The 22,979-nt window shown below is 70.0% G+C and carries 23 protein-coding genes; 2 read left to right on the top strand and 21 right to left on the bottom strand.

All coding sequences use genetic code 11. The annotated features are described in order from the left end of the window. Window positions 1-11 precede the first annotated feature (11 nt). From ABZW60_RS16755 to ABZW60_RS16850, 20 genes are all read right to left on the bottom strand, one after another. Window positions 12-2,108 (bottom strand): hypothetical protein, encoded by a 2,097-nt coding sequence (locus ABZW60_RS16755; protein ID WP_355477645.1) that lies wholly within the window; start codon window positions 2,106-2,108, stop codon window positions 12-14. After that, window positions 2,108-4,678: a hypothetical protein gene (locus tag ABZW60_RS16760; protein ID WP_355477647.1), complete on the bottom strand. Its 2,571-nt coding sequence runs from the start codon at window positions 4,676-4,678 to the stop codon at window positions 2,108-2,110. The genes ABZW60_RS16755 and ABZW60_RS16760 overlap by 1 nt, the downstream gene beginning before the upstream one ends. Further along, window positions 4,675-6,990, bottom strand: a complete 2,316-nt coding sequence (locus ABZW60_RS16765; RefSeq protein WP_355477649.1) for a baseplate J/gp47 family protein — start codon at window positions 6,988-6,990, stop codon at window positions 4,675-4,677. Before ABZW60_RS16765 ends, ABZW60_RS16760 begins: the two co-directional genes overlap by 4 nt. Further along, on the bottom strand, window positions 6,987-7,346 hold the full coding sequence (locus ABZW60_RS16770) for a GPW/gp25 family protein (RefSeq protein ID WP_355477651.1): 360 nt from the start codon (window positions 7,344-7,346) through the stop codon (window positions 6,987-6,989). Before ABZW60_RS16770 ends, ABZW60_RS16765 begins: the two co-directional genes overlap by 4 nt. Further along, a complete protein-coding gene (locus ABZW60_RS16775; protein WP_355477653.1) occupies window positions 7,343-7,663 on the bottom strand; it encodes a hypothetical protein in 321 nt (106 codons plus the stop codon). Before ABZW60_RS16775 ends, ABZW60_RS16770 begins: the two co-directional genes overlap by 4 nt. Then, on the bottom strand, window positions 7,663-8,166 hold the full coding sequence (locus ABZW60_RS16780) for a phage baseplate assembly protein V (RefSeq protein ID WP_355477655.1): 504 nt from the start codon (window positions 8,164-8,166) through the stop codon (window positions 7,663-7,665). Before ABZW60_RS16780 ends, ABZW60_RS16775 begins: the two co-directional genes overlap by 1 nt. Next, a complete protein-coding gene (locus tag ABZW60_RS16785) occupies window positions 8,163-9,272 on the bottom strand; it encodes a hypothetical protein (protein ID WP_355477657.1) in 1,110 nt (369 codons plus the stop codon). The genes ABZW60_RS16780 and ABZW60_RS16785 overlap by 4 nt, the downstream gene beginning before the upstream one ends. A gap of 5 nt (window positions 9,273-9,277) precedes the next feature. Continuing rightward, window positions 9,278-9,580 (bottom strand): LysM domain-containing protein, encoded by a 303-nt coding sequence (locus ABZW60_RS16790; protein WP_355477658.1) that lies wholly within the window; start codon window positions 9,578-9,580, stop codon window positions 9,278-9,280. 1 nt (window position 9,581) lies between these two features. Continuing rightward, a complete protein-coding gene (locus tag ABZW60_RS16795; RefSeq protein ID WP_355477660.1) occupies window positions 9,582-10,238 on the bottom strand; it encodes a hypothetical protein in 657 nt (218 codons plus the stop codon). A 204-nt stretch (window positions 10,239-10,442) separates the two neighbouring features. Beyond that, a complete protein-coding gene (locus ABZW60_RS16800; protein ID WP_355477662.1) occupies window positions 10,443-12,341 on the bottom strand; it encodes an ATP-binding protein in 1,899 nt (632 codons plus the stop codon). Continuing rightward, entirely contained in the window at window positions 12,341-13,549 is a 1,209-nt protein-coding gene (locus ABZW60_RS16805) for a DUF4255 domain-containing protein (RefSeq protein WP_355477664.1), read from the bottom strand. Before ABZW60_RS16805 ends, ABZW60_RS16800 begins: the two co-directional genes overlap by 1 nt. Continuing rightward, entirely contained in the window at window positions 13,546-14,034 is a 489-nt protein-coding gene (locus ABZW60_RS16810) for a hypothetical protein (protein WP_355477666.1), read from the bottom strand. The genes ABZW60_RS16805 and ABZW60_RS16810 overlap by 4 nt, the downstream gene beginning before the upstream one ends. A gap of 347 nt (window positions 14,035-14,381) precedes the next feature. Then, the gene (locus ABZW60_RS16815; protein WP_355477668.1) at window positions 14,382-15,098 is read right to left on the bottom strand and encodes a hypothetical protein; all 717 of its coding nucleotides are present in this window, start codon (window positions 15,096-15,098) and stop codon (window positions 14,382-14,384) included. After that, window positions 15,095-15,610 carry a phage tail protein gene (locus ABZW60_RS16820; protein WP_355477670.1) on the bottom strand — a complete coding sequence of 172 codons (516 nt, stop codon included), beginning with the start codon at window positions 15,608-15,610 and terminating at the stop codon, window positions 15,095-15,097. Before ABZW60_RS16820 ends, ABZW60_RS16815 begins: the two co-directional genes overlap by 4 nt. Before the next feature lie 11 nt (window positions 15,611-15,621). After that, the gene (locus ABZW60_RS16825; protein ID WP_355477671.1) at window positions 15,622-17,181 is read right to left on the bottom strand and encodes a phage tail sheath C-terminal domain-containing protein; all 1,560 of its coding nucleotides are present in this window, start codon (window positions 17,179-17,181) and stop codon (window positions 15,622-15,624) included. A gap of 60 nt (window positions 17,182-17,241) precedes the next feature. Further along, entirely contained in the window at window positions 17,242-17,442 is a 201-nt protein-coding gene (locus ABZW60_RS16830) for a hypothetical protein (RefSeq protein WP_355477673.1), read from the bottom strand. A gap of 24 nt (window positions 17,443-17,466) precedes the next feature. Continuing rightward, the gene (locus ABZW60_RS16835; RefSeq protein ID WP_355477675.1) at window positions 17,467-18,171 is read right to left on the bottom strand and encodes a BTAD domain-containing putative transcriptional regulator; all 705 of its coding nucleotides are present in this window, start codon (window positions 18,169-18,171) and stop codon (window positions 17,467-17,469) included. Window positions 18,172-18,296: 125 nt separating this feature from the next. After that, entirely contained in the window at window positions 18,297-19,337 is a 1,041-nt protein-coding gene (locus ABZW60_RS16840) for a DUF4157 domain-containing protein (protein WP_355477677.1), read from the bottom strand. Window positions 19,338-19,376: 39 nt separating this feature from the next. Continuing rightward, entirely contained in the window at window positions 19,377-19,853 is a 477-nt protein-coding gene (locus ABZW60_RS16845; RefSeq protein ID WP_355477679.1) for a ribonuclease H, read from the bottom strand. 23 nt (window positions 19,854-19,876) lie between these two features. Further along, complete coding sequence (locus ABZW60_RS16850) at window positions 19,877-21,340, bottom strand: glycosyl hydrolase family 65 protein (RefSeq protein WP_355477681.1); 1,464 nt, start codon at window positions 21,338-21,340, stop codon at window positions 19,877-19,879. A gap of 104 nt (window positions 21,341-21,444) precedes the next feature. On the opposite strand from ABZW60_RS16850, the gene ABZW60_RS16855 reads away from it, so the two are divergent. Both ABZW60_RS16855 and ABZW60_RS16860 read left to right on the top strand, forming a co-directional pair. Beyond that, window positions 21,445-21,843: a DUF6458 family protein gene (locus ABZW60_RS16855; protein WP_355477683.1), complete on the top strand. Its 399-nt coding sequence runs from the start codon at window positions 21,445-21,447 to the stop codon at window positions 21,841-21,843. 9 nt (window positions 21,844-21,852) lie between these two features. Continuing rightward, window positions 21,853-22,194, top strand: coding sequence for a DUF2200 domain-containing protein (locus ABZW60_RS16860; RefSeq protein WP_355477685.1), 342 nt, complete (start codon window positions 21,853-21,855; stop codon window positions 22,192-22,194). Window positions 22,195-22,198: 4 nt separating this feature from the next. Here ABZW60_RS16860 and ABZW60_RS16865 read toward each other — a convergent pair whose 3' ends face one another. After that, window positions 22,199-22,933 (bottom strand): alpha/beta hydrolase, encoded by a 735-nt coding sequence (locus tag ABZW60_RS16865; RefSeq protein ID WP_355477687.1) that lies wholly within the window; start codon window positions 22,931-22,933, stop codon window positions 22,199-22,201. Window positions 22,934-22,979 lie beyond the last annotated feature (46 nt).

Consider the following 22,979-nt stretch of genomic DNA (forward strand, 5'->3'; position numbering starts at 1 on the left):
TTCGCATCCCCTCAGCTCTCCCGCACCACCCCGGCGTCCAGACCGATCCGCAGGTACTCGTCCAGCACGGCCGCCAGGTTGGCTTCCCGCTGCGGCTCGGCCAGCTCCGCATAGGCCCCCATCGCCGAACCGTTCGACGATCCGGCCCGCAACGCGACGTCGCTGCGGCTGTCCAGTCGCGCGAACGCCGGATCGCCGTACTCGGTCGCCGTGAAGACCGGAGCAAGCCGGGCGCGGACGGCTGCGGCCTCGGCCGGATCGGTGACGGCTGCCAGTGCCAGATCCGGCTGGCAGCGGTATCTCCGCGGCGTGGCCGTCCCGCCGGCCAGATAGCTGAAGCGGAGGCAGCCCTGTTGCCGGCGTTCGACGGTGACCAGACCGTCCAGCAGGCAGTCAGTCGCGTCCAGCTGCCGCGCCACCACCGGACCGAGCACGGTCACCTCACGCAGCACCACAGGTGCACCGACCGCAGTGATCCGCTCCACCACCGACTTGGTCACCTGAAGCTCGGGTCCCTGAGCAGGAATCGTCACACCGGCGGCGATGCTGCGTTCGACCTCCACCACAAGGCGTCCGTTGTCGGTATCGGACGAGACCGGCTCTTCGACCCTCAGCTCGAGCACCGTGCAGCTCCGGACGTCGAGGCGACCAAGGTCACCCGCCGCGACTGTCACCGCTCCCTCGAGCAGGAAGCCGTCCAGCGTCAGTTCCCCCGGCACACCGTCCCCCGCGCCGCCGAGAACCGTCAGCGACCCGAGCACATGAGGCCGGCGGTCCGCAGGCACGGCGTCCGCGGGATCCAGCGCGGCCGGAAGGTCGGTCTCCGCCGCGGGCCAGCCGGCCGCGACGATCAGCAACTCGCTTCCGGAGGGCATTGTCACGTCCAGATCACCCGGGTAGCTGCGGTTGTCCAGGACAACGATGACGCCGACCGCGCCCGGCGGAACGGCGTTCCAATCGGCGACGGCCTCGGCCAGGCCGGCCAGACGGACGTCCGCGATCGGCTCCTGCGCACTGCTGACCACGCGGAACCAGGTTGCCCGGCTCAGCACATCCGCAGTTCGGGGGTCGCGCCGATCATAAGCACCCGCGCCGACTCGGCCGGGCGAGGCGACCGACGCGGTGACTTCGACGGTCGTCGGCAGCAGACCGGCGCGGAAGGCAAGCCGCCCGAGAACCGGGTCGACGGCGACCGTCAGCGGTGCAGCAGGCCGGGGCCAACCGCCCGCCGACCCAGTGAGGTCGGCCGCGGTCAGCTCGGCCCGCGGTACTGCTCGCACGCCGGTGCCCAGATCGGCGAACACCTCGACGACCGGATCGTCACCGAACCAGCGCGGCGGTCCGGGCTCTCCCCCGCGGAGCGCCTCGAGTTCGTCGTACAGCGCCCGGCGCCGCAACGGCGCCGGCACGTTGTGCTCGGCCGTCCGGCTGTCGAACGACGGCTCGGTGCTGCCCGGGTTGAACAGCGGTACGTCGAGACCGCGCGGATCGACCGTGTAGCGGCCGTCGGGAGGATCGACGACCGCGTGCGCCGTCGCCCTGCCGACCCGCTGGGGAACCAGCCGCCAGACGTGGAGTCCGATCGTTCCGATCCCGAAACGTCCGCCGGGCGGCCGCCGGACCTCGGCTGTTTGCGCAGTCGTGCCGAACGGGCCTCCGATCAGCTCCAGGTCGGCCGGCCGCCGCAGATCGGGAACCTGCAGACGATCCGGACGCGGATGTGCCAGGTACTGCGTGGTGCCGAGCCGGGTGAAGTACTCCGCGGCGGCGGTCGGCCATCCGGTCACGTCGTACCCGAGCCGTTCCAGGCCCGCAACGGTTCCCTTGCGGCGGCGGTGGTCGAGTATGTCGGCCACCAGTGCTCTCGTCCGACCGGCGCCTGGCCCGACCGGGTACAGCAGCCGGACACCCAGCAAGTCGCCGATGTACGGGACCAGGGCATCGGCGCACGTCTCGATGAACCAGTCGTCGTACAGCAGGCCGAGGTCCTTCGCCACGACATCGGCCTGCTCGCCGAGGACCTGCAGGAAGGCCTCCAGGACTCCGTCGGCATCGCGCCGTCGGTGCAGTTGCGGAAGCAACCGGATCAGCTCGTCGCGGTAGCTCATCACGACACCGTCAATCCGTTCGGCGCCATCGCGACCAATTGCGCGGGCCGCACCCGGCCGGCCGACATCCGGGCCGGAAGAGCCGGCATGTCCGTCGCGGGTTCGGTGACGTTGACCGCCTCGACGCCTGGTACGCGATGCGCGGCAAGGACGATCTCGCCCGTGGTGAGTGGCTCGGCGAGCTCGCGTCCGCCGACCGCGAGCGCAGCTTCGACCTCGACCGTGACACCAGCCAGTACGGACGCGCGGTCGTAGCCCGCAGCAACGAAAACGGTCATGGCCACCGGGACCAGCAGCAGCTCGGCGCGGTCGACGAGCAACGGCATTCGCCGGTCACCAGCGGCCCGCAGCACCGCCGCAAGGTCCTTCAGGGCCTGGTCGTCGACGTCCTGACCGGCGACGCCGGTGACCGTGACGTGCACGGCCGGCCGGCGACCGTCCCAGAGCCTGGCCGCCCGCGCCTTTCCGATGCCGGTAACCGTCCGGGCGAAGTCCTCCACGTCGAGGAGCGAGACGACCCGGTCGAGAGTGAAGAGAGGCCGGGCCGCGTTGTCCCGGACACTGTCCGCCGGTTCGGGGTCAGCCGCCAGACCGGCCGCCAGCCGGTTGGTCACCGCCTTCAATCCGAGCGGCCGGGTCATCGGCAGCGTGAGCTGCCCTGCGTCCACGCGACCCTCGAGTCCGGTGCCGATGCGATACACGGCGGTGACGTTGGCGGTCCCGGTCGGCAACCGCGACCCGGTGATTCCATCGCCGAATCCGATGGTCGTGACGCCATCAGCATCCGCGCGGGTCGTATAGACCTCGTCCTCGGGGCCGGCACCGTACAGCTGCGGTACTTCGGTCCACAGCCGACCGCCGACTCTGACCTGCAAAGTCGACACCACCGCGCCACTGGCTGCCGCGACGTAGGTCAGTGGCGACTGCGTCAGCTTGAAGCTCTGGTACGCGGTCGCCGCGTCCCCGCTGCCCAGTACCTGGGACCGGGTCTCGCCATGAGTCGCCGCCGCGACGTTCGCCTCCACCCGAACCGACTCACGGTCGTAGCATCCCGTCAGCGCGACCGCGAAGACCGCGCCGTCCACCGTCTCCGTGTCGGCGGTCGGTCCCGCGATGATCGCGAGCTCGGTATGCACCTGCGCGTCGTCGGGGGGACGGATCGTCACGACCTCGCGTGGCAGCGCAGTGACCGTGCCACGACTCGTGGGCCAGGTGATGGAGCCGTCGTCGTTGCGCACGACGGGAGCGATCACCTCGAGGATCTCGCCAGGGTGCAAGGCCACGCTGCCTCCGTGCTCCGGCGTGATCGCGAGCCCACGCACTCCGGACGCCACCTGGACCAGTGGATGCGGACCCCGGACGACGACACGCCGGCCCGCGTCGAGAGTCGGCACCGAACGGGCGAGGTCGAGCCGATCCCCCTGCACCGGTGTGGGGTCCGGCACCTCCGCGAGCGGGATGCGCTCGGAGCCGACCCACACGCTCGTCTCACGGACCTTGACGTCGAACCGCCGGCGTACCGACGGTCCGCGCACGGTGAGCCGGCTGACTCGGGAGGTGAGCGCGAAATCCGTGCGCGACTCCGCGCGCACGACCTCGATCAGGTACGGCTCCACTGTCCCTGTGCGACTGAGAACCGCCCACGATCCGGCGATCGCCGTTGGATAGAGCGCGTCCAGGTCCACGACGTTGTCCTTCTCCCCGGGCGCGACGACCTCCCAGCCGGGCCAGTCACCGGTCGGGATCGGCTCCGGCAGCGGCAGCTGGTCCCCGGCCGGCCGCGCGACCGCCCGCGGTGCCGTTTGCTTGATCAGTCGATGATCCGGCGCGTTCACGCCGAACACCCCGGCCCGGCGACGCAGCACGTACAAACCGGCGTCGACCGGATCCGGCGGCGTCGCCAGCGGTTCGATCCAGGACAACCTGGTCACGTCCAGCGCGGGCAGCAGCTCGACACCGGACAGCATGCGGAACTCCCACTCCGCCGCGGTGTCCGAGATCTCGCGTTCCCGGCCGACGAGCAGGAGCGCGTCCCCCACCGTCAGGTCGGTCCGGAGACCCGCGGCGTACGCGTCCACGGCGCCGGGGCCGAGCTCCTGGACGGAGGTGCTCCGCGCGCCCATCGCATTCCAGGCCGGCCGCGCGTCGAGGTGCTCGACTGTTTCGTAGTTCTGCGGCGTCTGCCCGGGTCCGGGCATGCTCGCGACCTTCGTCCCCGCCGGGATCGGCACCCGCGGTGGTGCGCCGATCGCGTCTTCGACCGTGAAGCTCAGCCAGGTCGCCGCGGCCCGTCCGCGGCCAGGCTGGTAGCCGACACCGTGGGCGAGCTCGTCCACCGACCAAGCTTCGGTTGCGGTCGGCAGATACGCCTCGTTCGCCAGCCGCTCGGAGTAGAACGTCAGAACGTCGAGTACAGCGGACCAGGCGTCCACCAGCGCGATCGACGGATCATCCGTCCGCCGCTCGGTGAAGCCGTCGAGCGCCGGCTGCCGTCCCAGGCGGCTCACCATGGCCGCACCGAACGTGGCCGCGGTGCCGGCCCGCCGCTGGACGGCCGGAGTGTCCGTCATCGCGCACCGACCACGGTCACGGTCAGCAGCCCGCGCTCGGGGCGGTCGGGATCGTTCGTCAGCTGGGCGATCTCGAGGTCGTGCACCCGCAGGACCCCGGCAACGAGTTCCCCGCCGGCGGGCTCGCCGTACCGCTGGAACGTCGTGGCCCGCACCGACGCCACCCCCGGGACCGCGAGCACCGTCGCGTACACCGGGCTGAGGTACACCGGTGTGCCGAACGTGAAGTTGTCGGGGTGGAACAACCCCCGCCGGCCGTCGCGCAGTACGCCGGACGACAGCACTTCGAGCACGGCGGCCGCGATATCGGCGCCGAACCGGGTCGGCCGTGCTCCGACGAGCAGCTCGAGCTCCAGCGGCACGGGCTTCGGTGCGGACACTTCGACGTCGACGCCGGCCATCCGGTAGCGATCCAGGAAGTGTTTGACGGCCTGGATGAACGGCGCATCGATCGCCGCGCCGCCGACCCGGTCGGCGGTGACGTAGGCCGTGTACCAGCTGCCGGTCCAGCGCATCCGCCCGGACGCACGCTGGATGCCGGGAAAGCGCTCCGTGGTGAGGGTTCCGTAGTCGGCCTCGGTGACGGCGCGGTCCTGCGTCCGGAAGGCACGAGGCGCGTCCGTCCGGACCTTCTCCACCGGCTCCGGGTCGACGCCACCCGTCGCGGCGAGCGGGTTGCGAACTCCCCGGACACGGTGGTCGCCGGGTTCGAGAAGCGCGATCGACTCCGGTCCGACGTTCCCGACGGTCCCGTGGCCCTGGCGGTAGCGCACCGTGTGGCGGGTCGTGGGGTCAGGGCGCCGCCCGTAGACGCCATCACCGAAGCGAAGCGTCGCCGTGCCGTCGTCCTCCGGCTCCACGACGAACTCGGCTGCATCCGGGTCGGACCCGAGGAGATCCACGACCGGGTCGTAGTCGCGGTCGCCGTCACTCACCTCGACAACCGGCCTGGCATCGCTGGGCTCGACAGCGAGCTGGCCGACCGCAGGCGCGCTGTCGTCGAAGGGCACCGCGTACGTCGGACGGCCGCCGGGCAGGGCCGGTCGCCAGCGGTCCGCGGCGTCGATCTCGTCCGTCAGCTCGACCGGTGGCATCCGGGCGCCGTGCTCGACCAGCACAACGTTGCCGCGGGCAACGCCGCAGACCACCCGTTGCCGGGGGCCGTCCCGGGTGTCGACGATCGAGCTGACCCGCAGCGGGAACGGCAGCGCGTCCTCGGGCGACCAGGTGGCTTCCACCACCTGTGTACCGTCCAGTGGGTCGACTGTCGGAGCCACTGTGACCAGTCGTACGACATGTCGATGATCACGATCCGCATCGGCCGCCCGTCCCGATGCTGGTCCGGCGATCTCTTCGAGCAGCAAGAAGTCGCCGGGCGCCAGCGTTCCGCCCGACGTCAGGGTCGCGGACGTCGCACCGGCCGGCAGCACGCACTGGTCGTCCGTCCAGGTGTAGAACTCCATCCGGTTGTTGCTCGGGTCTGCCGCCATTTCGTGCAGGGCTTCGAACGCGAACTCCCGGTCGGCCGTGCGGAACTGCCGACCGGCTTCGATCACCGCCGGCTGACTTGACTCAACCTGGACGAAGGCGCGAGCCGCGCAGCCCTCGTGCACGCGATAGCCGAGGAGGCGGGCATGTCGCCGTATCGAGACCCTGCGCCGCGCCGTGCCGAGGTAGGCCTCCATGCCGACCGCGTCCTGCTCGTAGCTCAGCCGGTCCGCCACGAAAGCGAGCAGTTCTATCAGGGTGACCTGCAGATCGGCCGGGTTGCGCTCGGTCCACTCCGGCACGGTCGCGGCGAATCGGTCCAGCATCAACTGCCGGAAACTGTCGTAGTCCTTCGCCAGATAGTCCCGCACGCGCGAGCTGTCGACGGTCGCTGGGACGTCGGGCCGGGTGCGGCAGTCGAAACGCGTCGGGCAGCCGGCCTTGAACGAGAAGGCGATCTCACTCAGCCGCGGGTCGAACCCGTCGGGCGTGCGACCGGTCACCGGGTCCACCAGCTCGAGCCGGTACGTCGAGAAGTCGCCAGGACCGGACAATGTCACGGTCAGCACGTCGCCGGACGTCGAGGTGGCGACGACGCGGATGTTCCTGACCCGGTCCCCGCCGGCAACGACGAGGTGCGTCCGATTGAGGCGGGTGCCGCCCACGGGTATCCCGTCCACCTGGCCCGGCAGCCGATGGAGGAAGTGCACTTCGAGCCGGGTCTGGCCGCCGACCACCTCGAGGTAGTCGATGCCGTTGACGGTGTCGGCGTCGCGGACCGCCTCGGCGCGGAGCTCGTCGGCACAGGCGTACGGCCTCGTCACGGCGTACTCCGGAACTCGTCGACGCGTGCCTCGTCGGTCGCCCGCACCGTGTAGGCGACGGTGACGCGCAAGATCTCTTCGTCGGCACGGACCTCGACCTTGTCGACGCTGATCAGGTCGCCGAGCCATTCGTGCAGGGCGGCCTGCACGGTGACCCGCACGGCCACGGCCAGCGGTTCGGAGTTGGGCTGGAACACCAGCTGCAGCAGGCCGCATCCGAACGTCGGTCGATTGACACGCTCGCCGGGAGCCGTGAACAGCACCTGCTCGACCAGCTGCCGGACATGGTCCTGCCGACCGGCCCGGGCGGTGCGGCCGCGGCTGTCGATCCGGAGCGGGAATGCGATGTCGCTCATGTCGCCTGGACCCGGGTCTGGAACGCCACCACCTGCAGACCGGTTCCGGTCGGCACACAGACCGCCGTGCCGCTGTTGATGAGCAGCGGCACCCCTGACGACATCACGCGCGTCGCGGCGACCACCCAGTTCGCGGTCACACACGGAGGGGGTGTGCTGGGCGGCGTCAGCGGGCAGCCGGAGATCGTGTACGGCGACGACTGACCGATCGCCGGCCGGCCGTCCACCTTGACCCTGGGCAGTGGCGTGGCCGGCTGAGCCTGACCGCCGTGCATGCACAGCACGGTGTCGCTCTGCGAGACCACGAAGGCGGCCATCAGATGACCTCGAGCGCGCCGTCGTTGACCGCGACCTTCGGTCCGGTCAGCTTGATCGAGCCGCCGCTGCCGTTGACGATCTCGAGGCCCGTCGCGCTCAGCTTCACCGACGCGCCGTCCGCCGTCTCCAGCGTGATGCCGCCGGCGCCCGGAGTGTCGTCGATCGTGATGCTGTGCCCGGCCGAGGTGACGATCATGACCTTCTGGTACGGCGGTGACAGCCACTTGCCCGGCAGTTCGGAGCTCGAGCCCCACCAGCAGCCGGACCAGATCGGATAGTCCGGGTCGCCGTGCTCGAACTCGATCCAGACGCCGGCCCCGACGTCCGGCAGTGCGAAGAACCCGAGCTGGTCGCCACCGAAGGGCGCGCAGGGCAGGGCCCAGCCGCTCGAACCGTCGCCGTACACATCAGGGACGTCGGCCTTGATCCGCATCTGCATCAGTGGGTCGTTGACGTCGTTCACGACTCCGCGGTACTTGCCCCAGAACTCCTTGGTGCTCACGGCGCCACCACCGGTGTCAGTGACGAGGTGCCCTCCCGGCTGAGCGCGAAGCTCTGGGTGTACGAGCCGACCGAGATCCGATGGGTGACGCTGCGGACGTAGTAGTAGCCGTCGTAGTCCGTGCCGGCGCCACGCAGCCCGACCAGACCACGCGCTCGCAGGATCGATCCGTACCGGGCCGTGTCGACAGACCCGGTTCCGCTGACCGCCTCGGGCGCCTTCGTCGCGGCGGCCGCCGAGGCCAGCAGCCCGAGCGCCGGCCCGGCGTTGGCCGCCGTGCGCAGCTGGGTGGTGCGCCGGACCGGCGCCGGCCGCGCCGACAGTGGCGGCAGGCGCAGGGCGGGCATCGCGGGGAGCGGGATCTTCAGCTTCAGGATCGGATCGACGACCGACCCTTCCGCGCCGACGGCCGCCAGGGAGTCGAACCCGAACGACAGGCTGCTCACGTTCTGATGGGCTCCCATACCGACGGTGAGCCGTGGCTGCGGAAGTGACGTGCGCAGCACCGGCCCCCAGTAGGCCTTGTTCACGCCGAACGTCAGCGGCTCGGTGTAGAACACGAAGCCGTTCGTGCCGGCCAGCCGTTCGATCAGCGACAGATCGGTCTCGTTCTGCTGCGGCGTGCGTTCGAGCTCGAGCGGTATGTCGGTGGTCGGGGTGACCGCGGGCACCAGACCGAGTTCCGGATACTGCCCGAGCACCTTCGCGACGATGACCGAGTCGGGCTGATTCGGATGCGGCTGGTTCCGTTCGGACAACCCCAGCAGCGAGGTGATCGTCGTGCCAGTGACGGTGAGCGTCGACTCGCCGGGCGTTCCGCTGGGCGTCAGGTCGTGGCGCTCGACGACTGCGTCGATCAGCGGCTGCGGTACGACGCCGAGCACCGCACCGATCCACACCCGCGTGCCGGGCGCCAGGGTGTCGATGATGTCGTACCGGCCGAGGCGATTCTTGGTCAGCGCGAAGCTGAGCTGGAAACCGTCCATCGAGTCGCTGTCGTTCGTGACCTCCGCCCTCCGCAGGGCAGACAGCAGGTGCGGCTGCGGAAGCGGCAGCGGATCACCGGCCCACAGCAGCAGCCGGACACCGAGTACGTTCTCGAGCACGGCCGTCACCCGCTCGGCGGCATCGCGATCGGTACCCGCCGGCCCGGCCGTTCCAGCTCGGCCGGCCGGAGTACTCCGGCGGCGTCGCAGATGCGCCAGAACTGCGTGGCATCGCCGAGATAGCGCTCGGCGAGGTGATCCAGCCGCTCCCCCGGCTCGACCGTGTGCTGGGCGAGCAGAGCGTGGTCCGCGGGCCGCGGGAGCACGCGCCGGCGGACGTACGTGAGCTCGCGCGGCTTTCCGTCGGGCCCCGGAACCGTGATCGTGGTGGTCGCGAGGGCCGCGTACCGGCTGGTCGGGCTGAACACGTCAGACCCTTCCGCCGAGGCCGGCGGTCGCGGTCGCGGTGAAGGCGTTCGCTCCGGCCATGGTCGCCATGACCTCCTTGGCGATCTGGTGCACCAGGTACAGGCCACCGCCCACGCTCGCCAGGCCGAGGTCGTCGTAGGTCAGGACGCGCAGTGCCACCGTGGCCTTGGCCTGGATGGGGTTGAGAGCCGGGTCGTACGCCTCCTCGGCCACGGTCAGATCGGTCACGCGGACCGGCAGCACCCGGCTCGGACCCCAGACCAGCAGCGCCAGCGGGGCTTCCGGTGCGATGACCTCGATCAGGCCCGCGAGCATCAGCGCCTCGTTGGCGATCACCAGAGCGGACGGCGGATAGAGCATCATCTCCAGTGACGCGAGCTGTGGCGCGATCCCGAGGCCTTCGGCGATCGGATCACCACTGGCCAGTTGGTCGGCCGCGTCGATCTCGATGTCCAGGTCGAAGGTCTCTTCCGGTGGACCGGACAGCCGCAGCGCCTCGCCCTCGGAACCGTCCGACCCGGTGGTCTTCGGCCGCAGCCGCCGGGTGACCCGCTCCGGGTTGTACTGGAACACGACGACGCCGGCCACCGGCTTCAACGGGTCAAGGCCGATCAACGCGCCCTTGAACACCTGCGGAGAACCCGAGAATCCCGTCACCCGTCCAGCGTCCCGACCGAGCCGTCACCGCCCCGTCACGAGAGTTCAGGCGTCGGACGGCGTCCGCTACAGCAGACTCCAGCGTTCCCTTGTCCGTGGTGCGGGCCTCCCGCAGAGCCTGCGCAATCGCTGCGAGCAGCGCTGCCCGTTCGACCCGTCCACCGGTGACGGTGACGTCGTGCAGCACGACTGTCCTTTCCTCGTTCACCGCGTGACCTCCTGGCGGAGCGACGACACCGGCAGTCCTGCCTTGACCGCTTCCAGCCGCGCCGCCTGGACCAGGTGGGCCATCCGGAGCGGTGTTCCTGCGTCCGCGGCGAGTACGGCTGCATTGACGGCAACGTTGCGGATGCCGCCGCCGGACAACGCGAACTTGGCCAGCTCGGGTACGTCGAGCTCTTCCGTCGGCGTGTCCACCCCGAACGCCCGCCGCCACAAGCCGGCGCGCAGCGTTTCGTCGGGAAAGGGGAACTGCACGACGTATCGGATCCGGCGCAGGAAGGCGGCGTCGATCGCCTCGGCCAGGTTGGTGGTGAGGATCGCGATCCCGCGGTAGGCGTCGAGCCGCTGCAGGAGGTACGACACTTCGACGTTCGCGTAGCGGTCGTGGCTGTCCCGGACCTCGGTGCGCTTGCCGAACAAGGCATCGGCCTCGTCGAAGAGCAGGACAGCGGCTCCGTGGTCGGCGGCGTCGAAGACCTGGCGCAGGTTCTTCTCGGTTTCGCCGATGTACTTGCTCACCACCGCGCTGAGGTCGACGCGGTAGAGATCGAGCCCGAGCTCGTGCGCGATCACCCCGGCCGCGAACGTCTTCCCGGTCCCGCTCGGCCCGGCGAACATCGCCGTGCTGCCGAGTCCGGTGGTGCGGCCCATCCGCAAGCCCCAGTCGTCGTACACCCGCACCCGATGCCGGGCATGAGCGACCAGCACCTCGAGCGTACGGCGCTGTGGCGCGGGCAGGACCAGATCGTCCCAGTGCGCGGCCGACTCGACCCGCTGCGCGTGCGCAGCCAGCCTCGGGCGGTCGACGGCCCGGCATGCCGGCCACAGCGCGGCAGTGTCACCGTCGGCTGCCGCGGCCGCGGCGCCGATCGACGCCGCGTTCAGGTCGAACGTGGCGACCAGTTCCCCGACCGGCGCGTCCGGGCCGACGGCCGCGCGCCACAGGCCGCGCTGTTCGACGGCAGTCGGCGCCGGCACCTCGATCGCCAGCGTCGGGCAGCGGGGCAGGTCGGCGGGCTGGTCCGCCGAGACCGCGATCCGTGCCCGCGCCGTGGCCACCAGCGCGTCCACGCCGGGCCATGACGGATCATCACCGCAGTCGATGACGAACGCGGTGGCGCCCAGGACGGCCTCGCGCTCCAGCAACCTCGCGAGCTCCTCCCGGGCCGGGACGGCGGCCGGGATTGCCGTTGCTTCTAGCAACGACAAACGCAGGCCGAACTCCTGCGCCGCATGGGACGCGACGGCGGCGCGGGTGCTGCGGTCCGCTCCGATCAGCACCCCCACGAGATCCCCGGTCGATCGCCACGCGTTCACCAACGAACGTACGGCAGGTCGTTGCCCAGGCGTGATCGGCGCGGTGCTCCCGACCGGGGCGACCAGACCGGCCAGCTTCGCATCGGACGTGCGCAACCCGGTCAGGTGATGGAGGACGCGTTCGTCGATGCGCAACTCGGCCGTCGTCAGCGGGCTGTGCCCGGCGACCTCGAGCAACCGCCAGCGCCGGAGGGCTCCGTCCGGCGTGAGCGCCGACCAATGCGCAGCCGGAAGCGCCGCGAGTGCGAGTCCGAACGTCGGCCAGGGCCGGGTAGGGTCACCAGCCGCTTCCGCGCACAGCGAAGCGAAGCCGGAGTCCAGTTCGATCCCTGCACACAACAGCAGAATCGCACGCTCGAACGACGACAGACCGAACGCCTCACACAGTGTCTCGAGGGCGGGCGGTGGCTCCGGCTGCCGGAGCGGTCGTCCGGTCACAGGCTCGGATCTGTGGGTGAGGGCTGCCGACACCTCCGCGAGGGCGGCGACCAGGTAGGCCTGGTTCGCGTCTGCCCAGCTCCGCTCGTCCGTGGCAGCTCCCTCGGTGCCCACAGCTGCGGCCATCAGATCGTCACCACCGGCGCCGTGATCGGCAGACCGGTCGCCGGCGTCAGTGGACTGTCGGCGCCGTCGACCTGCAGGACAACGGCGTACTGGCCACTGGCCAGATCCTTCAGCGTGACGCTCACGGTCGCCGAGTCACCAGGCCGATCGGGCACGTCGACGGTCCGGACGACGCGACCGGTCGTCGGCGCCAGCAGGCGGATCGACACGCTTTGACGTGCGCCGATGATCAGGTCGCTCGTCACCGCCAGCTGATCCCCACCGAAGGAGGCGGTGATCCGGGGCGCGAGCACAATGCCGGCGACATTGCTGGTCTCACCGGCGCGCGGTTCCGCCGGGTCCCCGACCAGCCAGCGATGGGCGACAACCACCGGCAGGAGACCGGCGTGCAGTCCGGCGGCTGACCCCAGAGCGACGGTCAGCTGGGTGGCGCTCACAGCTGTCGGTGCGAGTTCGGCGCCGCCCACGCGAACCGCCGTCTGTTCGCCGCGCAGACCGCTGCCCTCGACGACGAGTTCGCTGTCGGCGATCACCGGGGCGCCGGCGCCGGCGGAGTTGCGGACTCCGATGATCGTCGGCCGAAGGAGACCGCGAACGGTGAGCTGCTCGCTGAGGACCGGCGGCGCAGGTAAGGCGACGTCCTTCGTCTCCTCGAGGAGAACGGGCGAAGCGACGTACGTTGCCGACAGTTGGTAGGCCGTCTGGAAGAAGACCGACCACAGCTTCGTGAGCTCGTCCAGATCCATCGGATCGGGTGACAGCCGGACGAGCTCGTCGGCGGCGGCGAGATCGGTCGCGGCGAGGAACTCGTTGCGAGGCGTCGGGTCCGTTGCCTCGGCGACCACCTGATCGATCAGTGCGCGGGTGATCAGCGGGCGCGAGTGCAGCCGAGCCAGGGTCGCGCCGAGCAGCCGCTGCGGAACCAGCTCGTCGTCCTTGCCGTGGAAGGTCAGCAGGTAGTGCAACCGGGTGGCCAGACGCGGTCGATTGCGGATCGCGCCGTTCAGCTCCCGGGTCGGGAGGTCGTCGTTGCGTCGCGCCGCGTCGTCCGATGTGCGGTAAAGATAGATGTTCACGCCGGCTGTCTGGCGAGGTACGTCCGACCGGTCGGTCCACACCGTCGCGCCATGGACCGCGGCTTCGATGGCGTCGGTCAGGAGCTCCTGAACTGCGGCCGTGACCGTGGCGACCGCCAGCGAGTTGCTCACCGCCCGCTCCGCGATCGCAGGTACGCCGCGAGGTCAGGGGTCGACGTCGTACGACGTCGTGGCCCGGCTCGTGAGTCGGCTTGCGGGGCGGCGGCTTGTCGGGCGGCTTGTGCTGCGGTGGGCTTGCCCGCGGAAGGCTCCACGATCTCGATCCGCCCGATCGTCACGGTCACTCGAGGCTCCGCCTGCGCGCCGCGAGCCTGCAACCGCGGCACGGCGACCACCGGCTCGTTCCACACCAGCGAGTCCGGCTCACGAGGGTTGTCCGGGCCCTCCGGGGTGGCAGGCACTCTCTGGCGCGCATCTCCAGGATCCGCGCCGTCCGGGACCGCAGGCTTGTCCGGCATCGCACGCTTCAGCACCACGTGGTCCGCGCTGCTCGACAATCCGCGATCGACCTCTGCGCAGACCTCGTCCTCGATCCCGGCATGTTTCGCGGTCCGTGCGGCCTCGTGGTCCGAGCCGGCCGGGGCGTGGTGCCGCACGGCCGGTCCAACAGCGGCCGGAGTGGCCGATTCGGGATGTTCTTCCGGCACAGGCCGTCCGCGCGCAGGCATCTCCCGGGTGACCGTTCGAGGTGCTCCAGGCGTCTCGACCCCCGGCATCTCGCGAACACGGGTCACCGGCGGCACGCGCTGCTCCCCAGTCTCTGTCACCTGGTTCGCCGGGCGGGCCGGAACCGCGCTCGCCCCGGGCGCGTCGGCGGGCGATCGTCCTAGGTCAGGCTCATTGTCGGCGGCGGGTGTCTCGAACACTCCCGGCGGCCGCGGCCGCAGACCGGTGTCGCCCCGGGCCGAGCGCAACACCAGCCGCCTGAGGTATCCCGAATCGCTCACGGCGCGACCGCCGACAAGTACAACCGCCGCCGGAAGGGACTCAACCGGAGGATCTCCGCCTCACTCCACCCATAGGCCTGGGCCAGCGTATGTACGTCGACCGCGAGTCGCCGGGCCGCGTGCTCGACAGACGTCCACGCGAACCGCACCGGGTCCAGCGAGCTCGACCACTCCGCGCCGCACTCGGCGCACGACAGCGTCACCTGCACGTCGGCGCCCGGGTCGGCCGCCGCCATCGCCGACTCGACAGCCAGCAGGACCGGCTCCGGCAGCACAGACGATTCGACCGCGCGTCCGGCATGGTCAGCCGACACCACACACCGCGCGAGCAACGCAGTACGAAGCTCCTCGACCAGCCCTGACGGCGATAGCTGGGCGAGATCGTCACCTGTGGGCAACCTGGCAACGACTCGGTACTCGCCGCAAACCACCGACACCTGAGGCTCAGAGGCAGTTGGAGCCACCAACGCCGCCGGATCGAGTTCGACGTCGAGCTGCGACCCGCAGGACGGACACTCTGTCACCGCATCCAGCCAACGGCCGGCCGGAAGACAAGCTTGCAGCAGGGCCCGGTCACGCTCGCCGACCGGCCGGCTGCCTGCGTCGTGGCGGCCTGCCGCGCCCAGCAGCAGCAACGCACGGGCGGCCGGCGTCATCGACAGGCCGATCTCCCAGACGTCGAGCGCGTTCCCGACCTGGTGGTGGCTGGTCATGTCAAAGCCGGCTCCTCCGGCTCGGTCACCTCGAGGTCGCGTTCCCAGCCCTCGTTCTCGAGCTTGATCGTCTGGATCGCGACCGCGTTGGCGTTCGCATCCAGATCCGGCAACGCCTGGTACTCCGACACCCAGCAGCGGAACACCTTGTAGGCGAGGACCTTCTGGCCGGCCTCGTTGTAGACCTCGATGATCACGTCCTTGCGGAAGTCCCGTAGTGACGACTCGGCGCCGAGGCCGGCGCCGAAGTTCCAGACCTTGGCCGCCCAGTTCTCGAACTCGGCGTCATGGGTGACCCCGCGCTCCAGGGTGACCGCCTCGTACTCGCTGCGGCCGGCGGACTTCCGGGTGGTGCTCGGATCGCCGCCCTCGCGATGCTTGACCACCTCGGTGGTCCGTTTCAGCGCGCCGACCTTGCTGACCCCGGCGACGTACCGTCCATCCCACTTCACCCGGAACTTGAAGTTCTTGTACGGGTCGAAGCGCTGCGTGTTCACGGCGAACTGGACCATCGTGCTGCCTCTCAAGCGGCGGCCTGGCCGGCCATCTGCTGGATCTGGATGACGACGAACTCGGCCGGCTTCAGCGGCGCGAACCCGACCAAGATGTTGACGATCCCGCGATCGACGTCGCCCTGTGTCGTCGTGGTCCGGTCGCAGCGGACGAAGTACGCGTCCCGAGGAGTCGCGCCCTGGAATGCCTGCTTGCGGAACAGGTCCTGCAGGAACGCCCCGACGTTCAGCCTGATCTGCGACCACAACGGCTCGTCGTTCGGCTCGAAGACGACCCACTTGAGACCGGCGCGCAGACTCTGCTCGATGTAGAGCGCTGTACGTCGCACCGGAACGTACTTCCACTCGCTCGCGAGCAGGTCGGCGCCGACCAAGGTCCGTGCACCCCACACGACGTTCCCGACCACCGGGTACGTGCGCAAGGCGTTGACGCCGATCGGGTTCAGGCGCGCGCTGTCGGCATCGTTCACGACCGAGTTCAGGTCCGCGCCCCGCAGCGTCGCCTCGATGCCGGCCGGGGCCTTCCAGACGCCGCGGGTCGCGTCGGTCCGGGCGAAGATCCCGGCCACCGCGCCGCTCGGACCGATGTCGCGCGGCACCCCGTTCGCCAGCGGGTCCGGCATGCGCAGGCGCGGCCAGTAGATCGCAGCGTTCCTCGATCCGGCGGGGGCGTCGGTACCGGCCGCCCAGGCCGCCATCTCCGCGCCGGTGTCGGTCGCCGCGCCGGGCGGTGGGTCGACGATCAGGAACGCGAAGTTGTCCTCGCAGAACTTCGACGCCTTGTCGACGAGATCGTCCAGGTCGCCGCCGAGCGTCGCGGCCGCCGGGATACAGAGCAGGTTGAAGACAGCCGGCTCGATCCGGGTCAGCGGAGCCAGGCCCGCCTCCAGGGCGGCCGACAGCCGCGTCGCGTCGTTCGCCGTACCGTCGGCCTTCAGCACGGTGGCGTCCGCACCGCCGGTCAGCGCCCCGTAGGTCGTCGCGTCCGACGGCTCGCCCGTGGACGTGGCGGCGACGGGTTCCGGGCCCTTGGGTGTGGCCGCGATATCGGTCAGCCGGATCAGGTCCGACGCCTCGTTGACTGCCGCGATCAGCTCCGCCGCCTGCAGGTTCCGGTGGACCTCGCGGACCGCGATCGTTCCGTCGGCGCCGACCTCACCGACGACGACGTTCACCGCACCGGCGGCGCCGGCCGTCACCGCGACCCGAACGCCGTTGCCCCACGCGCCTGCGGCCGACGCGGTCACCGTCAGGGTGTCCGCGTCGTCCTCGTCCTTCAGGCTCCCGGTAGCTGCTTTGTCATCAGCCAGGCCGACACGAACGATCCATGCGGTCGCGCCGCCGTTCAGGAAGTACTGCATCACGGCGTACGACGCGCAGCTCTGAGCGTGCAGCCCGCCGAAGACGCGGGTGAACTCGTCGAAGCTGTCCACCCGCGTAGCGACGCCGACCGGTCCACGCGCGAACCAGTCGACGAACGCCGTGAAAGACGTGCTGACCCCGACGATCGGGCCGGGCCCTCCGCGCAACTCCTCGATGTAGATTCCGGGTGCGCTCAGTGTCGAGGGCATGATCTGTGTCCCATCCGCCGGTCGGCCAGTGCTCCCAGCGAACTCCGGTGCCCGTCACATTCACGTCACCGGTCCGAGGATCTCGTCGAACCAGCGCTCGACGAGCCTCAGCACCTCGTCCCGGCTCGTGACCACCTCCGTCCGCGCCGCCTTCTCCCGGGGGTCGGTGGACATGGTGAGGCGTACGCGGATCACCCCGTCCGCCTCCGTCCACAGCCGGATCACGACGAGGCCGCCGGGCCGGGAGTCCTCGATGCTCATGGACCATTCATGCGCTCCCGACCGTCACGTCGGTGTCAACATCCGGCTCCGTTGCGGCAGCATCACACTCAGTCGCTGCGACGGCTCGATGCCCAGCTCGCTCCACAGCAGGTCGCGGTACACCCGGTAGTGCTGGATCGCGTCGGACATGTTTCCCTCCGCGACGTACACGGTCATCAGCACCTCGTTCGCGGTCTCGCGCAACGGTTCGGTCCGCACCGCCTCCAGTGCCAGCCGCAGCGCGGCGTCCAGCCTCTCCTTCTCGACGAACAGCCGAGCAGCGAGCTCCAGTGCGTGCAAACGGAGCTGGCTCAGCCGCTCTCGTTCGAATACGACCCAGTCGTCGTACCAGCCGGCCAGCAACTCCGGCTGGCAGAGAGTCTTCAACGTCGAGTCGTCGACCTCCCGCCGACTCAGCACATCGTCGACGACCCGCTCCTGCTCAACAGTGTCGACCCAGGCGCCGGGGGCGAGGCACAGCCCGTCGCCGGCAGTCTCCAATATCCCTGCCGCCAGCCGGTTCATCCGCCACACTGTCGTCCGCAGACTCGCCAGAGCTTGTGTCTCCGGTACGTCCGGCCACAACGCGCCGGCCACCAGGCAGCGGTGCGAGATGCCGCGAAGCCCCAGGAACGCCGCCAGCCGCTGCAGACCGAGTGGCAACTCGATCGGTGCTCTGGCCCGCTCACAGGAGAAGCGTCCGAGCAGACGCACCCGTAGTTCATCCATAGCGCACCCCCCTGGCTCAGCCATGGCGAGTCGGACTCACCGGGAAGCGCAACGAGCGGTAAGCCTGGCCCTCCCCCACTGTGACACGATGCGCAGCACGCGCCAAGGCGTCGCCAGGCCGGAGATCACGGCGCCTTGGGGTAGGTGACGGAGACCTTCGTGAGACCGATGACGCTGTGATAGTTCAGCCGCTTGATCGTGCTCATGGTTCCCCAATCGACGTGTACACAGCCATGTGAGCTGGCGTCGACAGGACCCGCGTGGAGCGCCTCGCCCCGGTTGTAGAACACCGCGAAGCTCATGTTGCTGAGCCGGTCACCCAATGCGTCCGGTTTGCTGTACCTCTGATTCGGCCCTTCTCGTTCGGACAGCTTGAAGTCCACCCCGGCCGTCCCGGAGAAGGAGCCGCTGTTGTAGCCGGCACCCTCGATCCGCTGCACGGTGAAGTTGCCCCGGTCCGTCAGCCCCAGCCCGCTGGACCCGCCGGCTACCGGAAAGGTGAAGTCGGTGCCCTTCACCGGATTGTTGAAGTACGACGCCGTGCCCGTTCCCTTCCAGAAGCTGAAGCCGTCCGCATCCGTGTCCTTGCTCGCGAACGACACTGCGACCGACTGAATCCAGGGCTTGGTCGCCTTGTCGGTCGTCGGGTTGAACGAGTCCTCCTTCAGCCCCGCTTCGTCTTCCACCCCGAAGTTGAACGCCTTCGCGCTGCGATAGCGCCGAACCACTCCGGGGGTGCCCTGGACGACGTGCGCCAGCTCGTGCGCGAGCACCTGCCGTCCCGCCGGGCTCGTCGGAGCGTAGGAGCCGCGACCGAAGACGATGTCGTCCCCGACGGTGAACGCGGAGGCGCCGACGTCTCGGGCCGATTCGCTCGCGCTGTCGTCCGTGTGCACGCGCACCTTCGAGAAGTCGTGCCCGAACCGGCGCTCCATCCTGGCGCGGACCTCGGACGCCAAGGGCCTCCCGCTCCCGGCCAGCGCGCGGCCCACGCTCGCCGGAGCTCGCCTGGCGCCAGGCCCGGCTGTTCCCGGTGACCGCAGACCGGGCCGACGCCCGAGCCCTGTCATTGCCGCGGCGGTCTCCGCCTCGCGCTCGACGGATTCGTCGTCGGCGATGACGGGTGCGGGCTTCTTCAGCACACCTACGGCGTACCTGCGATCCATCCCTCGATCATGCGCCGACCATCGACCGACCGGCAACGGTCAGTGTGAGGGGAAGCAGGCGGCGACGGCCAGTTGGTCGACGAAGTCGTTCATCTCGTGGCCGGAATGACCCTTCACCCACTGGAAGGCGACATCGCCACGCTCGACCACCAACTCGACCAGCGGCTCCCAGAGGTCCCTGTTGGCGACCGGCTTCTTCGCCGACGTGAGCCACCCGCGCTCGAGCCACCCGGCGTACCAGCGGTCGCGGAAGCAGTTGACGACGTACGTCGAGTCCGACACCACCAGCAGCGGACCGTCGTTGGCCCGCACGGCCTCGAGCGCCGCGCGGATCTCCATCCGCTGATTCGTCGAGACGGCCTCGTGACCGGCCGCGAACTCGGTCGTCGACAGCGCCCAGGCCCACCCGCCGGGCCCGGGGTTGCCCGAGCACGCGCCGTCGGTGAACACCGTGCGCGCGCCGGCGGGAACGGTCATGTCGGCCGGGCGCGGCCGGCGAGCGCGAACTGTAGGCATCGGAACCAGATGCTACCCCGGCGCTACAGCCTGGCCGTGTCCAGCGTGATCTCGATCGTGTGTTCCCCCTGCAGTGATGCCGGTACGCCGAACTCCGTCCGCGGGCTGCCGTCGAGCTCGAACGCGCGGACGACGTTGCCCGTACCGCGAAGCGTCACCGACAGGCCGGCGTCGCGGTACCGCAACCCGCTCAGCGTGACCTCGCCCCAGCCGGCCGGGAGGGACGGCGCGAACGTGAGGCCGTGCGCGTCGAACCTCATCCCGAACAGACCGGTGTGCATCATGTCGATGAACGCCGTCGCCGACCAGGTCTGGTCCGGCTCCGAGTCCCAGCGGCGTGTCAGTACGCCGGTTGCGCCCTGGTACCCGCCCTCGACCGCACCGGTGTTCCCGTCGTAGATCTCCCAGAAACCGCCGCTGTTCCTGACGAGCTGCGCGAGCAGCGTGGTCTCGCTCGCGAACCCCTCCAGGTCGCCGCGCTCGGCCAGGCCCTTCGCCCAGAGTCCTTGCACGAGCGGCCAGACGATCCCGTTGTGCCGCCCGGGCTCCGCGCTCGAGTACCTGTCCCAGTGCGGATAGGTGTCGGGCATTCCCCACGGCATCCGCTGCGCGTTCGAGATCAGGGCACTGGCTCGAGCGTCGTCGGCGATGCCGAAGAGCAGAGCGAAGGCGAGCCCCGTACCTTCCTGATAGACGCCCGGTGTGCCGTCGGCCGTGAGCTCGTAGTTGTAGCTTCCGGTCTGCGGGTTCCAGAAGTGCTCGTTGACGGCCTGCTTGATCGCCGTCGCCTTGGCGCGATGACTGTCGGCCGGCCCGCCGAGCATGTCAGCCATCTCGGCGGCTCGGGTGTAGGCCGCGTAGTAGAGCGCGTTGGTGCTGAGGTACATGGACGAGACGACATCCGGGTACGACGTGCTCTCGCTCCCCCGCGACTCGCCGCCGTCGGCCGTCGGCGCCGGGAAGCCGGACACGCCGTCGTTGAAGAACGACGGACCGGTGAACAGGCCGTAGCGCGCATCGGGGCCGAAGACCGTCGCCTGCTCGCGGAGAGCGAGGGTGTTCGCGACGGTGGCGTACGCGCTCTGCAGGAAGTCCTTGTCGCCGGTCACCAGATAGTGGTGCCAGGCGCCGACCGTCCACACCACCTGATCCCACTGCTGGCTGTCCTGCTGCAGCCTGAGCTTGCCCTCGGCATCTTTCTCGACGACCGCCCACAACGTGTTCGCGGCCAGCGCCGGCGCCAGCAGGCTCGTCGCGTTCCAGCTGTTGATCGTCGCGTCCCTGGTCCACGGCTGCTCGTAGCCGCCGCCGGCCCGGACCATACCGACGGCCGGATCCATCAACCCGCTCCGCGCGTGGATCTCGCCGTACGGAACCGTGTTGGTGCCCAGCAGGTTCTCGAGCGCCGCCGCGTACGTCGCGCCGTACAGCGCCTGGCTCTCCGGATCGTCGAACCGCAGCGCCGGCCGCGCGTCTGTCGTGGTCATCCGCTCATTCCATCAGACCGGCCGACCACGACGGCAAGGCGCTGTCCAAGGGTTGACGGTGGGTACCGGGGGCTCGTCAGAGCCCGGTCAAGGGAGGCGGCGTGATGAGTATTGGGTTCGGGATCTTTCTGATGGCCGCGGGCGCGATCATCGCCTTCGGCCTGCGCGACCGCAGCGACGCGGTCGACCTGCCCGCCGTCGGAGTGATCCTGATGCTGGCCGGAGCGGCCGGCATCTGGCTGTCGTGGGTGATCACCAGCAAGCGCCGCCGCGTCGCGACACCGGCCCTGGACGAGTCGGTCGAGGAGGAGTACCGAGACGTCCGATCGGCGCGACGCTTCCGCGCGTACGTCGCCCGCAGACCCAGGCCCGCACCGCCGACCACGGACACGCCGGCACCCCGCACGATCAACCTCGACCCGGCCGCCAACGGCCTCCCCACCGCGCCCACAACCGCAGAACCCGCCGATGTCGCCGCCAGGAGTCATCCGGGCACACGTTAGCTTTGGTGGATGAGCCGGATCTTCGCCGTCAGTTTCGCGTCTGTGTATCCCTTGTACGTGGCGAAAGTCGAGAAGAAGGGGCGCACGAAGGCCGAGCTCGACCAGGTGATCGGGTGGCTGACCGGATTCGACGACGCGGCGTTGAAGGGTCACTTGGAAGCGGGTACGACGTTCGAGGACTTCTTCGCCGACGCGCGACTGAATCCCCGCGCGTCGTCGATCACGGGCGTCGTCTGCGGTGTGCGCGTCGAGGACATCGACGACCCGCTGATGCAGAAGATCCGCTACCTGGACAAGTTGGTCGACGAACTCGCCAAGGGCAAACCGATGACCAAGATCCTGCGGGAGTAGCCGGTCACCCGATGCCTCGGGCGGCCTCGAGGATCGTTTCGGTGACGGCTGCCGGTTGGGACAGCATGACGGCGTGTGAGGAGCCGACGGAACCGAGGGTCGCGGCGGCGCGTTCGGCCATCCAGCGCTGGCCGGCGGGCGGGATCGCGTTGTCGTGCTCCGCGATCAGTGCCCAGGACGGCTTGTCGAGCCAGGCGGGGCGGGCGGCCGCGACGCCGGTCAACGCGCTGAGCGACAGCGGCCGCTGCTCCAACGACATCAGCCGCGTCTGCTCCTCGGGGAGGTCCGCCGCGAACACCTCGGCGAAGTGATCCACCGCGATGTACAGGTCGCTGTCGGTACCACCGGGGGCGTCGGGGTTGGCGAACGGCCGCTCGAGGGTGGTGTCCGGGCCGAGGAGGCTGCCGGGGAACCGCTGCGGATCGAGGACGGTTGCGATGCTCTCGCCCTCGTCGAGGATGTACGCCGCGACGAACACGAGCGCCGCGACGTTGTCCGCACCGCGGGCGGCCTCGCCGATCACTGCCCCGCCGTACGAGTGTCCGACGAGCACCACCGGGCCTTCGATGGTCTCCAGCACGCTGCGGACAGAGCGGGCGTCACCGGCGAGCCCGCGCAGCTGATTGGGGATCGCGATGACCGGGAACTTCTCCGCGTCCAGCGCCGCGATGGTCGCCGACCAGCCGCTGGAGTCGGCGAACGCGCCATGGACGAAGGCAATCGTGGGTCGGCTGATCATCGGGCGCTCCTGGTGGTCGGGGACGGTTTCCCCGAGACTGTTCCGT

Origin of the sequence: Kribbella sp. NPDC003557 (assembly GCF_040610805.1) — a bacterium.
In the GTDB taxonomy this organism is placed as follows: domain Bacteria; phylum Actinomycetota; class Actinomycetes; order Propionibacteriales; family Kribbellaceae; genus Kribbella.